The sequence below is a fragment of the Methylobacterium sp. 37f genome (assembly GCF_023093475.1).
Taxonomy (GTDB): Bacteria; Pseudomonadota; Alphaproteobacteria; order Rhizobiales; family Beijerinckiaceae; genus Methylobacterium.
Genome location: NZ_JAGHKN010000044.1, coordinates 25,964 through 38,559, shown reverse-complemented (window position 1 = coordinate 38,559; position 12,596 = coordinate 25,964). Strand labels below are relative to the sequence as shown.

The 12,596-nt window shown below is 68.1% G+C and carries 13 protein-coding genes; 8 read left to right on the top strand and 5 right to left on the bottom strand.

All coding sequences use genetic code 11. The features are described 5' to 3' along the window. The 3 genes from J7U37_RS21570 to J7U37_RS21560 all read left to right on the top strand — a co-directional run. The coding region (locus J7U37_RS21570; RefSeq protein ID WP_247637048.1) for a PRC-barrel domain-containing protein at nt 1-584 on the top strand (584 nt) is incomplete at its 5' end. Next, on the top strand, nt 581-1,933 hold the full coding sequence (locus J7U37_RS21565; RefSeq protein WP_247637047.1) for an MFS transporter: 1,353 nt from the start codon (nt 581-583) through the stop codon (nt 1,931-1,933). The genes J7U37_RS21570 and J7U37_RS21565, both read left to right, overlap by 4 nt. 308 nt (nt 1,934-2,241) lie before the next feature. After that, on the top strand, nt 2,242-4,008 hold the full coding sequence (locus J7U37_RS21560) for an ABC transporter ATP-binding protein (protein WP_247637054.1): 1,767 nt from the start codon (nt 2,242-2,244) through the stop codon (nt 4,006-4,008). Between the two features lie 75 nt (nt 4,009-4,083). Here J7U37_RS21560 and J7U37_RS21555 read toward each other — a convergent pair whose 3' ends face one another. The 3 genes from J7U37_RS21555 to phaZ form a co-directional block, all read right to left on the bottom strand. Continuing rightward, nucleotides 4,084-4,251 (bottom strand): hypothetical protein, encoded by a 168-nt coding sequence (locus J7U37_RS21555; RefSeq protein WP_247637046.1) that lies wholly within the window; start codon nt 4,249-4,251, stop codon nt 4,084-4,086. An 11-nt stretch (nt 4,252-4,262) separates the two neighbouring features. After that, nucleotides 4,263-5,111, bottom strand: a complete 849-nt coding sequence (locus tag J7U37_RS21550; RefSeq protein WP_247637045.1) for a hypothetical protein — start codon at nt 5,109-5,111, stop codon at nt 4,263-4,265. Between the two features lie 278 nt (nt 5,112-5,389). Next, a complete protein-coding gene (gene phaZ / locus J7U37_RS21545; RefSeq protein ID WP_056181504.1) occupies nt 5,390-6,604 on the bottom strand; it encodes a polyhydroxyalkanoate depolymerase in 1,215 nt (404 codons plus the stop codon). A 375-nt stretch (nt 6,605-6,979) separates the two neighbouring features. Here phaZ and J7U37_RS21540 point away from each other — a divergent pair, with 375 nt between their 5' ends. Both J7U37_RS21540 and J7U37_RS21535 read left to right on the top strand, forming a co-directional pair. After that, on the top strand, nt 6,980-7,636 hold the full coding sequence (locus J7U37_RS21540) for a glutathione S-transferase family protein (protein WP_247637044.1): 657 nt from the start codon (nt 6,980-6,982) through the stop codon (nt 7,634-7,636). Between the two features lie 168 nt (nt 7,637-7,804). Beyond that, nucleotides 7,805-8,074 carry a hypothetical protein gene (locus tag J7U37_RS21535; protein ID WP_247637043.1) on the top strand — a complete coding sequence of 90 codons (270 nt, stop codon included), beginning with the start codon at nt 7,805-7,807 and terminating at the stop codon, nt 8,072-8,074. A 120-nt stretch (nt 8,075-8,194) separates the two neighbouring features. Here the strand turns inward: J7U37_RS21535 and J7U37_RS21530 are convergent, their stop codons facing one another. Beyond that, nucleotides 8,195-9,646 (bottom strand): ATP-binding protein, encoded by a 1,452-nt coding sequence (locus tag J7U37_RS21530; RefSeq protein WP_247637042.1) that lies wholly within the window; start codon nt 9,644-9,646, stop codon nt 8,195-8,197. After that, nucleotides 9,643-10,362: a response regulator gene (locus tag J7U37_RS21525; RefSeq protein ID WP_056181516.1), complete on the bottom strand. Its 720-nt coding sequence runs from the start codon at nt 10,360-10,362 to the stop codon at nt 9,643-9,645. The genes J7U37_RS21530 and J7U37_RS21525 overlap by 4 nt, the downstream gene beginning before the upstream one ends. A 294-nt stretch (nt 10,363-10,656) precedes the next feature. Here J7U37_RS21525 and J7U37_RS21520 point away from each other — a divergent pair, with 294 nt between their 5' ends. The 3 genes from J7U37_RS21520 to proC all read left to right on the top strand — a co-directional run bounded on the left by J7U37_RS21520 (nt 10,657) and on the right by proC (nt 12,588). Further along, nucleotides 10,657-10,935 carry an accessory factor UbiK family protein gene (locus tag J7U37_RS21520; RefSeq protein WP_056484957.1) on the top strand — a complete coding sequence of 93 codons (279 nt, stop codon included), beginning with the start codon at nt 10,657-10,659 and terminating at the stop codon, nt 10,933-10,935. 304 nt (nt 10,936-11,239) lie between these two features. After that, nucleotides 11,240-11,743, top strand: coding sequence for a YbjN domain-containing protein (locus J7U37_RS21515; protein ID WP_055957499.1), 504 nt, complete (start codon nt 11,240-11,242; stop codon nt 11,741-11,743). Next, on the top strand, nt 11,740-12,588 hold the full coding sequence (gene proC / locus J7U37_RS21510) for a pyrroline-5-carboxylate reductase (RefSeq protein ID WP_348773012.1): 849 nt from the start codon (nt 11,740-11,742) through the stop codon (nt 12,586-12,588). Before J7U37_RS21515 ends, proC begins: the two co-directional genes overlap by 4 nt. The last annotated feature ends 8 nt before the right edge of the window (nt 12,589-12,596 follow it).

Below are 12,596 nucleotides of genomic sequence, written 5' to 3'. Positions count from 1 at the left end.
CGGTACCACCCGCCGTCGTACCAACGCCCGCGTCGCCGCCCGCGGCCACGACGGGACCGACTCCGCTGGTCACCGGCACGCCTGCGACCGTGCTCGACACCCAGGATTACGAGGGCATTCTCGGGAAGGCCGTGCGCAGTTCCACCGGCGAGGATATGGGCCGGATCATCGACATCATCCTCGACAAGGATGGACGTCCCCGCGCGGCGATCATCGATTTCGGTGGCTTCCTCGGGGTCGGCTCCCGCAAGATCGCGGTGGACTGGCGCGCGATGCGCTTTACCGCCGACGGCAAGGCCAGCCGGCCGGTGCTTCAACTGAGCCGCAACCAGGTACGCGTCTCGCCCGAATACAAGCCCGGCGAGCCGATCGTCGTGCTCGGCCCGGCCAGCCCCGCCACCCCGCCGGAGGGTGAACCCGCAGCCAACGCCGTTCAGGGTCCGCCCACGCCGCCCGCTGCTGCGGCACCTGTCGCGGCGCCAGCGGCTTCGCCACCCGTCGTGGCGCCAGTGCCCGTACCTGTCCCGACCCCCGCGCCCGAGAAGGCGCCGGATAAGCCGGCCGAGAAGTCACCGGATCGATGACGGTACCGCTTCCGAAGGATCGCCGGGCGCTCAAGCCGCGTGAGGTGTCGCGTCCGGACTTCCGGCCACGCCCCCTCCCCCGTCGCGACGCCCTCACGGACGACGGTCCGACGTCGACGGCAGCGGGGGCCCCGGCCGACATGAAGGTGATCTCGCGCACGAGCACGCGTGGCCTCGACGGGTTCGCGTTCTTCGTAGCGAACCTGCAGACCGGCTTCGGACCGTTCCTGGCGGTGTACTTCACCCAGGCGAAATGGACCCAGTCGGATATCGGCTTCGCCCTCACGGTCGGCAGCCTTGTCAGCCTCCTCGGCCAGGTGCCGGGCGGGGCCTTCGTCGACGCCGTGCGCTCCCGCCGTTTCGCCGCCGGCTTCTCGGTGGTCGCCATCGCGCTGAGCGCTTTCGCGCTCGCCATGTGGCCGAACTTCCTCGTGGTGCTGCTGGCGATGGCGGCCCATTCGGCCGCGAGTTGCATCCTCACCCCGGCCATCGCGGCCATCAGCATCGGCCTTGTCGGCCATGCCCGCGCGGGCGAGCGGCTGGGGCGGAATGCCAGCTTCTCGGCCCTCGGCAATGCGGTGGCGGCCGCCGGCATGGGCGCCTGCGGCTACTATTTCTCGAATGACGCGGTCTTCTATCTGACCGCCGCCCTGATGGTGCCGACCCTGATCGCGCTCTCGCGGATTCGCGCCGACGAGATCGAGCCGCCGCCGCGCACGAGGGCGACCGAGAGCACCCCGGCGCCCCGTCGCGACGCGGGCCTGCGCGCTCTGCTCACCAACCGCGCTCTGCTGTGCTTCGGCGCCTGCATGACCCTGTTCTTCCTGGCCAACGCGGCGATGCTGCCGCTGGTAGGCAGCATGCTGACCCTGCGGGCCAGCGAGACCGCCACCGCGCTGATCGCGGCCTGCATCGTCGTGCCCCAGGTGGTTCTCGCCCTGTCGGCCCCGGCCGTCGGGCGCGCGGCAGAGCGCTGGGGCCGTCGCCCCCTGCTGCTCATCGGCTTCGCAGCGCTGCCGATCCGAGGCCTGCTCTTCGCCTACGTCGACAGTCCCGAACTGCTGGTGGCGATCCAGGTCTTCGACGGCGTCTCAGCCGCTGTGTTCGGCGTGATGGTCCCGCTGGTGGTCTCGGACGCGACCCGGAAGACCGGACACTTCAACCTCGCCCTCGGGGCGGTCGGGACGGCGATGGGGATCGGAGCGGCCTTGTCGACCTCACTGGCCGGCATCATGGCGGACCGGCTCGGCAGCCATACGGCCTTCCTGGGGCTGGCGATCGTGGGATTCGCCGCTTTCGCGCTCGTCGCCCTGATCATGCCGGAGACCAGACACGCGCCCGACCCCTAAGGGAAACGCCCGAAAGCCGCGTTCCTCGAAGCGGACGGCATCGAATTCGCTTGCCAGAAAATCCGCGCATGGGAATTTGCTTGATCGGGACTTCGCTTGCCGCTCAAGCAACATTCAGGTTCGCGCGCTATAACGCGCGAACCTGCGCCCGACACCGCAACGCTTGGGTTCGCTTTGCGTTGCGACCCAGGGGGACTCAAGATCCCGTGTGCGACATGCGCGGGAAACCAGGGTCCGTAAGGACGCCTTCATAGAAACAGGTTCACGCCACTGCCGGGTGAACCTTCGACACCGGGATGGTCACCCTGATGGAAGACCTCTGCGTTTATGCCGATCGGCCCTTCGCCTTCGTCGGTCGCTATCTGCGCCGACGCGCCCTGCCGCATATCGTGATCCTGTGCGCCGTCCTCGGCGCCGTGGGTTTCTCGGTGAGCACGGATTATGCGCTGAAGGGCGTGGTCGACGCGCTGAGCAAAGGCCCCTCCTCCGGCCTGATCTGGGGCGCGCTGAGCGTCCTCATCGCCTTCATCGCCGCCGACAACATGCTGTGGCGCGTGGCCAGCCTCGTCGGTTCGTTCACCTTCGTGGGCGTGACGGGCGACATCCGCCGCGACCTCTTCCGGCACATGACCGGGCACTCGCCGTCCTTCTTCGCCGACCGCCAGCCCGGCACCCTGGCCTCGCGCATCACCGCGACCTCGAACGCGATCTTCACGGTCGAGAACATGTTCGTGTTCAACGTGATGCCGCCGTGCGTCGCGGCCTTCGGCTCGATCCTCTACATCGGCACCGTCAACCTCACGATGGCCCTGGTGCTCGCCGGCATCTTCGCCGCCGTGGTGGTGCTGATGTTCAAGATGGCGGCAGCCGGCAAGCCGCTCCATCACGACTTCGCCGCGAAGGCAGCCTCGGTCGACGGCGAGATGGTCGATCTCGTCGGCAACATGCCTCTGGTGCGAGCCTTCTCGGCCTTCAAGCGCGAATACACCCGCTTCGACGGCACCATCGGGCAGGAGATGCGTTCGCGCCGCTCCTCGCTGCTCTACCTGGAGAAGCTGCGGATCGTGCACGCGATCCTCACGGTGCTGGCGGTGCTGGGCCTGCTCTACTGGGCCATCAACATGTGGGAAGCCGGCCAGGCCACCAATGGTCAGGTCGTCCTCGTCTGCACCCTGGGCATCCGCATCCTGGCCGCCACCCGCGATCTCGCGGTGGCCCTGGTCGACGCGACCCAGCACACCGCGCGCCTGTCGGAGGCGCTTCACACCCTGCTGCAGCCGCACGACCTGATCGACCATCCGGAGGCGGAGCCGCTCTCCGGCACCCATGGGGCCGAGATCACGTTCGACCACGTCGCCTTCTCGTATCCGGACGGCCGCGGCGTCTTCACCGACTTCGACCTCGTCATCCAACCCAGTCAGCGGGTCGGCCTGGTGGGCAAGTCCGGCGGCGGCAAGTCGACCCTGTTCTCCCTCCTGCAGCGCTTCTACGACGCGCAGGGCGGCCGCATCCTGATCAACGGCCAGGACATTCAGCGGGTGACCCAGGAATCCTTGCGCGAGGCCATCACGGTGGTGCCGCAGGACGTGTCGATGTTCCACCGGACCCTGCGCGAGAACATCCGCTACGGCCGGCCTGACGCCTCCGACGAGGATGTGTGGAAGGCCGCTGCCGCGGCCCATTGCACCGACTTCATCGAGGCCCTGCCCGAAGGGTTCGACACCATCGTGGGCGACCGCGGCGTGAAGCTCTCCGGCGGCCAGCGCCAGCGCATCGCCATCGCACGCGCCATCCTCAAGGACTCGCCGATCCTGCTCCTCGACGAGGCGACTTCGGCCCTCGACGCCGAGTCCGAGGAAGCGATCCGCCACGCCCTCGCCAACCTGATGCACGGCCGCACCGTGATCGCCATCGCGCACCGGCTCTCGACCCTGAAGGACTTCGACCGGATCGTGGTGCTCGAGGGTGGCCGCATCATCCAGGACGGCTCGCCGGACAAGCTGACTCATCTCGACGGGTTCTACCGCGAGCTGATGAAGAAGGAATCGATGTCCATGGCGCTGGCCGCCGCCTGACCCTCCGGCGAGCCGCCAAGTGCTCGCTCTTGCCTGAACGGGATCGCCCACCGCCGGCTTCCCCGTTCGGCCGGCTTAAGGTGCCACGACGAAACTCTGCTCGGTGGACACGGAACGGTCGGAACGCTTGTCTCGGGCGCTGAAGCCGAGGATGTAGGCGCCCGGCGGAAGACCCGAGATCGCCAGATCGTAGTTGATGAAGAACTTCGGTTGGCCGTTCAGGAGGTCAGGCGCGTCGACCAACAGATCCTTGTCTATGGCGCCCTCTTGCCCCAGAGGATATCGCCCTCCGGGTTCCGGACATCGACGTCGACGATGTAGCCGAAGCGCCGCTTGTCCCCCTCGACGGGTACCAACGTCGCGCCGGTGGCCTCGAGATAGGTGAAGATCCGCTCGTCCTTCCGGAACGTGTTCGAGGTCCGAGAGGTGTACGATCCGAAGCCCGGCGCAGTCTCGGTGACGAACAGGTTCCGGGGCACGCGCAGGGGTGTCGGGGCCTTCGGCGCGACGCACAAAACCTCACTCGCAGTATTCGTTGAATGGTCGACCATCCTCGGGGCCTCGGCCATCGGCGCGGCGCCGCCCGACCAGAAGCTCGACGGGGCTGAACCGGAATCGGCCGGGAGCTTGATGCTGTTCATGACCGCCGACAGAGTGGCCTCATTCGCCGTCCGCTCGTCCTTCGTGCCCCAGATGGTGATCAGCACGACGCGGTCGCGGCTCGCATCGACGGTGACGAAATCCACGATGGTTTTCTCGGAACCGGCGGTGGTAGTGTAGCGCTGGACCCGGGCCGGGGTGCCGCCGATATCCAGGGTGACCGCAACCGGCTTGACGCTCAGGTCGACCTTGCCCTTCTTCAGATAGGCCCTGGTTTCCTTGATCAGGTTTTCAAGATCCGATCGGTCGCCATAAGCCACGTTGACGACCAGGTAGCCGTCCGAGGCGACAGAATTGATCTCGTTTTTCCCTGCAGTAACGTTCCAATTATCAGGAATCGTCAGCGTTATGGCCGGGCTTTTGGCAGGAAGCGCGTAAGTCTTGGCCTCTGCCGGCAGGGTGAACGAGGCCAGCAGAGCAAACGTCAACATTCGAGTCAGCATGGGCGCGTCTCATCCGGAACCCGGTCCCGCCGATGCGACGACCAGAACTCCGCTGATAAGGGAGGAAACTTGCCATCGTCTTCCGATACATTGTGTTCGGGCGATGTGCCGGCACTAACCTCCGATCACGGAGAAGAATCGATGAAACGCCCCGGGACAGGTCGGTCGATCGGCTCATCCCGCGCGCTACGGCTGCGGTCCGGCGCGCATGCCGGAGACCGCGAACCAGCACGTCTGCCGGATAGATTCCGGCGCGATCCGGGATGGTCGGGTCTCAGTTAGTTGTGCGACTGGATGAAGTTGCGCACCAGCGGGTAGGTCTGGCTCTCCCACTTGCGGCCCGAGAAGACACCGTAATGCCCGACGCCGGCCTGGAGATGGTGGCTCTTCATGTGGTGCGGAAGGCTGGTGCACAGGTCGTGCGCCGCCATGGTCTGGCCCACTGCGCAGATGTCGTCGCGCTCGCCCTCGACCGTCATCAGCGCGGTTCTGCGGATGGCGCCCATGTCGATCGGATTACCCCGATAGGTCAGCTCGTTCTTGGCCAGGGTGTAATCCTGGAACACGGTCTTGACCGTCTCGATGTAGAACTCGGCCGCGAGATCGAGCACGGCGAAATATTCGTCGTAGAAGCCCTCGATCTGGCGCGCCTTTTCGGTTTCCCCGTTGGCGAGGTGCCAGAACAGGTCCGCGTGCCCCTGCATGTGGCGCTTGGCGTTCATGGACACGAAGGCCGAGACCTGCATGAAGCCGGGATAGACCCGCCGTCCGGCGCCCTTGTGACGATCGGGAACCGTGGCGATGAGGTTCTTCTCGAACCACGCGATCGGCTTCGAGGTCGCAAGGTGGTTCACCGAGGTCGGCGAGATCCGACAATCGACTGGGCCGGCCATCAGCGTCATGCTGCGCGGCTGCGCCACGTCCTTCGTGTGGGCCATCACCGCAGCGGCGGCCAGCGCCTGCACCGCCGGCTGGCACACGGCGACGAGGTGGGCCCCCTCACCGATCGCCCCGAGGAACTGCACCAGATGGTCGACGTAATCGTCGAACCCGAAGGCACCGGCGGAGAGCGGCACGTCGCGGGCGTTGTGCCAGTCGGTGATGTAGACGTCGTGATCGGGCAGCAGGGTGCGGACCGTCCCGCGCAGCAGCGTCGCGAAATGCCCGGACAGGGGCGCCACCACGAGCACGCGCGGCTGCTCGGTTTCCACGTCCTTCTTGAAGCGCAGCAGGGTTCCGAACGGGGTGGCGAACGCGACCTCTTCGGTCACCGGCACCTCGCGGTTGCCCACTGTCACGCTGTCGATCCCGTAGGCGGGTCGCGCGAAGGTGAGGCCGGCCCGCATCATCATCCGGGCACCGGCCGACCACCAGGTCAGCGGCTCCTTGTAGCCGGCGGCGGTCCAGGGCGAGACGGCGTCGTGGACGAGACGTCCCCAGGCGCGCGTCTGCTCAGCCAGATCCGACTGGGCATCAAAGGCACGATACAGCATGCAGCCCGAACTCCTACGCGAACGGTCGAATCGCAGAACGTCCGCGGCAAGCGGGCGCGGCGGCAGAGCCGCCGACGATGGGGCGCTAGGCTGCGGCACCCCGGCCCCGGACGCAACGGCCTTAACGTGTGATATCCTGCGGTTGTTGTGCGTATGCATCACCGGAGAAGTGTCGCGCGTCGCTTCGGAATAACAGGTGAACATGAGGTCGCCGCCGGCCGTGACTGTGAAAGGACAACCTACACGTTGGGAAAAGGCTCCGCTGACGGCCAGCGACACCGCGGCACGACCGGAACCATCGTGCCTGTCGGTGGATCGCGGCGGCACGAGTCTTGGATCACGTGTCGGCGAGGAAACATCAGGGGGGACACGACGATGCCTGCGGCCACGCTGACCATTTCGAGCCGGAATTATTCGTCGTGGTCGCTGCGCGGCTGGCTGGTCTGCCGGATGGCCGGGATCGACTTCGAGACGGAGTTGCTTTCCGGAAACGACGCCTCGACCCGCGCCGAGCTTCTGCACCTGTCGCCCTCCTTCCTGGTTCCCCGCCTCGTCCATGGCGAAATCATCGTCTGGGATACCCTCGCGATCGCGCAGTATCTCAACGAGATCCGGCCCGAGGCCGGGTTCCTGCCAAGGAACGACGTGGCGCGGGCCCATTGCCGCTCGATCTCGGGCGAGATGCATGGCGGCTTCATCAACCTGCGCTCGGCGCTTCCGATGAACCTGAAGGGCCGCCATCCCAACTTCAGGATCTTCAATGGCGCCCGGGGCGATATCGAGCGCGTCATCACCATCGTGGACGAGTGCCTCGACCGCTACGAGGGCCCGTTCCTGTTCGGGGCGACCCCCAGCCTCGCCGACGCGATGTTCGCCCCCGTCTGCACGCGCTTCCGCACTTACGACGTCCCCCTCTCGGGCCGGACCACCGCCTATCGCGACACCATCCTCGCGTGGCCCCTGATGGAGGAATGGGCCGAGGCGGCGGCGCGCGAGCCCGACGAGATCGAGGAACTCGACATGGAGTTCTGAGGGCGCCTGCACGAACCCGCTCGCGCGCCGAGATGGACCGTGCGACCCCAGCGGGCGCCACGTGCGAAGCGACACGTCAACCTGCCAAGACGACCCCTATATCACTCTCGTCTCAGTCGAGACGAAAACAACTAAAGTCTTCGCCTCACGTAGGAGTGATCTAGCCAGATGAAAACCCGTCTTTCCGCCCTCGTCGTCGCTTCGGTTCTTGCCATCGCGGCTCCGGCGACCGGAAGCTTCGCGTTCGACCGCGCCGCCCCGGCCTATGGCGAGGTGCCCGCGTCGCGCTACGACAACATCACGACGGGCTCCATCCGCTCCTACGATGTCCCGGCGACCGGCCGCTGCGCCGAGAGCTCGGCCGCCGAAGGCAACGCCAACCAGCAGAACTTCCCGGTCCAGCAATACGGCCAGACCTCCGGCGGCCCGCGCTGCTGATTGCCTGACGACTTGGCATGATCGAGCGCGCGAGCGCCCGACGTTCCGAAGAATCCTATTCGAAGGCCCGGCCCGCGTGGTTCGGGCCTTTTTCGCGCCCTCACGGCCGGCGGGCGGTACTCATTCGGCGGCGGCGCGGTGGGTGGCCTCTGTCGGGGAGTTCGACGGGGAGGCCGCGGCGGCGCGCGGCAGCTCGATCCGGGCGGTCAGGCCGCGCGGGGTCCGGTTGCGCAGGGTGAAGCGCCCTTCGTGCGAATCCACGATGGCGAGAACGATCGACAGCCCGAGGCCGAAGCCGCTGGCGGTGTCGAGGTTGCGGGCCCGGTCGCCGCGGACGAAAGGCTGGAGCATGGCGTCCCGCTCGGATTCCGGGATGCCCGGACCGTCGTCGCTGATGTCGACGGCAATGCCCCGCTCGGTCTGCGTCACCGTGAGCCGCGCCGCGCCGCCATACTTCACGGCGTTGTCCACGAGGTTCACGATCGCGCGCTGAAGCTCGTCCGGGCGCCCCTGGACCAGCACGTGACGGGTCTCGTCGACCCGGACATCGGCGCCGATATCCGCGAACTCGTCGGCGACGGTCTGCACGATGGAGGCGAGGTCGACCAGGATGCGCGCGCCTCCGCCGGGGCTCTGTCCGTCGCGCACGAAGGAGAGGGCCGCCTCCACCAGCCCGTTCATCTGGTCGAGGTCGCGCAGGGTCATGCTCCGGGCGTGGTCGTCCTCGATGAACTCGGCACGCAGGCGCAGGCGGGTGATCGGCGTGCGGAGATCGTGGCTGATGGCGGCGAGCATCTGGGTCCGGTCGTCGACGAGGCGGCGCACGCGCGCCCGCATCCGATCGAGGGCACGGGACAGCGTGACGACCTCGCGCGGGCCGTTCTCGGGCAGGTCCACAAAGTTCATGCGGGTGCCGAAAGCGTCCGCCGCCTCGGCGAGGCGGGCCAGGGGAGCCGTGAGTGCCCGCGTCGCCCACAGCGAGATCAGCGAGACGGCGACGGCCAGGAACACGAAGGTGAAGATGATGGCCCCCTGCCGCATCGGCGGCCGGTCGTCGTCCGGCACCAGGGCGGAGAGGCGGGCACCGGCGGGCGTGACGATGCCGACGCGGACGCCCGCCGGCGTATCGGCCGGACGCCGATCCGCCCACAGGTCGGTGATGCCGAGGGGGCGGCCGAAGCCGTCGCGCAGGCGCTGGACCATGGAATGGTCGCCAAGGCGGTCGCCAGGCCGGTCACCAAGACGGTCGCCGCCCGTCGCTTCGGAACGACCGGTCTCCGGGCCGGTGCCGTCCCAGGGCTCGATACGGAGGGTCGGCAACATCCGGGCCGCGTTGGCCAGCAGCGCCGGGCGGTCGGCAGGGGCGGCGCCGTCGAGGAGACGGGCGACCGTCGCGAGGCGGGTTGCGGCCACGCCGGGATGATCGTCGGGCCGCCAGGGCTCGCGCAGGGTGAAGAACGCCAGCGTCGCCATCGCGTGCGCCAGAACCACGGCGGCGACGATGAGCAGGGCGATCTGTCCGGCGACGCTCGACGGCACCAGAGTGCGCAGGCGGGTCCAGGGCGCCCTCATGTGCGCGTCACCTCGGGCGTGAAGAGGTAGCCGCCGGAGCGGATGGTGCGGATGATCTCCGGGTTGCGCGGATCCGGCTCGATCTTCTGACGGATGCGGCTGATCAGGACGTCGATGCTGCGCTCGAAGGGGCCGGCCGCGCGACCCTGCGTCAGGTCGAGAAGCTGGTCGCGGGACAGCACCCGGCCGGGGCGCAGACAGAGGGCGTGAAGCAGGTCGAACTCCGCGCCCGTGATGGCGATGCGGGCCTCCTCGGGGCTGAGGAGTTGGCGCAGGGAGATGTCGAGGGTCCAGCCGAGGAAGTGCAGGCGCCGCACGCCCTCCTCGGTTTCCGCCTCCGCCGCGGAGCCGCGCCGCAGGATGGCGCGGATGCGCGCCAGGAGTTCGCGCGGATTGAACGGCTTGCCGAGATAGTCGTCGGCGCCGATCTCGAGCCCGATGATCCGATCGATCTCCTCGGCCTTGGCGGTGAGCATCAGGATCGGAATGCCGGAGGCGGCCCGCAGGCGGCGGCACAGGCTCAGGCCGTCCTCGCCGGGGAGCATCAGGTCGAGCACGACGAGGTCGACGCGGGCATCGGCCAGCACCTTGTCCATGGCGGCCCCGTCGCCCGCGAGACTGACCCGGCACTCGTTGGCCCGCAGGTAGCGCGCCACCAGGGCACTGATCTCGCGGTCATCCTCCACGAGGAGGATATGCGGCTGGGTCGTGGTCATCGGCGTCAGGGTCCCGAGCGTAGCGGCTGTCTCCGCACCCGGGCGGATTTGTCGGCTCGAGAGTATGCACCGCCGCGCACCGTCCCCGAAGGCCCGGCGCGGTGGGGATTTGTAAATGGCTGTTTCGGAGCGCCCGTCCGCCCAAACCGGGCGTCAGGACTCGTCAGGGCCCGAACCGGCAGTGCCGGGAAACTCATTGCCGGGAGACCCGCCGATTCTTATGTCGGTGCCCACAGGCGCCGGTCTCGTGGCCGTCACGGACGGATGGTGACCTCAAAGCTTCGGGAGACGACGATGCAAGGCTCGAACCGGCTGTTCGACGATTTCGCCCGCCTGATGACCGACGCCGCCGGAGCCGCCCAGGGCGTGCGACGCGAGGCGGAGACGGTGTTCAAGGCCCAGGTCGAGCGCCTGATCCGCGACATGGACATCGCGTCGCGAGAGGAACTCGACGTCCTGCGCGACCTCGTCTCGGCACTGCGCAGCCAGAACGACGCCCTGGCCGCCCGGATCACCGCCCTGGAGGCAAAGGTCGGCGCCGAGCCGGTGGCCGGAGCCAGCGAGGCCATCTGATTCCAGGTTGATTCGCGCCCCTTCGGTCGCCGTCACGCTTGTACACAGGAAGGAACGGTGGACGGTCGCTTTCCTGTTCACCGGCTTCCCGGGCCGCTTTGAAACGCGAGTCCAGCCCGGTCTATAGTGGGTCATGACCTGATTCGCTCCCGACCCGAACCACCCTGAACCGAACAGAATCCGCGCCTGCCGCACCCCGACCGGGTGTGTCAGGTGCAAATCGGGATCCGGGCGGTGCCGGCCTCTGGCGTGAGTTTCACAACGACTTCGCCGATCTTCGCCCAGATCGACATATTGGACCGCCATGACCCAACTCCACATCGAAGATCACGATCGGCACGAGCATCCCCTCGACATCGTCGAGCGCCTCGCGTCGCTGCGCGACTGGATCTTCGACCGGGCCGAGACCGACGAGATGTCTGTTTCCGTCGCCGGGCGCTGGGCCGACTACCATGTGGCGTTCACCTGGATCGAAGACGTGGAGGCGCTGCACGTCGCCTCCGCCTTCGACCTGAAGGTCCCGGAGCGCCGCCGCACCGAGATCCTGACCCTGGTCTCCCTGGTCAACGAGCAATTGTGGGTCGGGCATTTCGACCTGTGGTCGACGGACAACGTGGTGATGTTCCGCCACTCGCTGCTCCTCACCGGGGGCGCCGCCCCCACGCAGGGTCAGTGCACCATGATGCTGAAATCCGCTGTCGACGCCTGTGAGCGCTACTACCAAGCCTTCCAGTTCGTGCTCTGGGCCGGCAAGTCGGCCCGCGAGGCCCTCGATGCGGTGCTGTTCGAGACCGAAGGCGAGGCGTGAGCGCAAATTCCCGTCCCGACACCGCTGCGCCTGACGCCGCACTGCCCCGGTCGCTCACCCTCGTGGGGGCCGGGAAGATGGGGGGCGCCATGCTGGCCGGCTGGCTCGCGGGCGGCCTCGACCCGCGTCGAACCACGATCATCGATCCGCAGGCCCCGCCGGAGATTCGAGTGCTCTGCGCCGCGCGGGGGCTGGGTCTGAATCCGGCCAAGCCGCCGGTCTCCGAGGCGCTGGTGCTCGCCATGAAGCCGCAGGGCCTGGAGGGCGCAGCCGCCGGTCTCGCGCCGCTGATCGGGCCGGACACCCTGGTGGTGTCGATCCTGGCGGGTAAGACCCTTACCAACCTGCGCGACCGCCTGCCCGGCGCCCGCGCCATTGTACGGGCGATGCCGAACCTGCCGGCCAGCATCGGCCGAGGCGCGACCGGCGCCGTGGCCAGCACCGCCGTCAGCGCGCAGCAGCGGGCGCAGGCGCAGGCACTTCTCGCCAGCGTCGGCCTGGTGGAATGGCTCGACGACGAGGCCCTCATCGACGCGTTGACAGCCGTGTCGGGCTCCGGACCTGCCTACGTCTTCCTCCTGGCCGAGGTCATGGCGCAGGCGGGCGTGGCCGCCGGCCTGCCGGCCGACATGGCCGCGCGGCTCGCCCGGTCCACCGTCTCGGGGGCCGGGGCTCTGCTCGAGTCCAATCCCCGCGAGGCCGGCGCCCTGCGCCAGGACGTGACCTCGCCGGGCGGGACCACCGCCGAGGCGTTGGCCGTGCTGATGCGTCCCGGTGGCCTGCCGGACCTGATGCGCGAGGCAGTGGACGCGGCGCGGCGCCGCGCCGGTGCCCTCGCTGGCTGAGACGGACC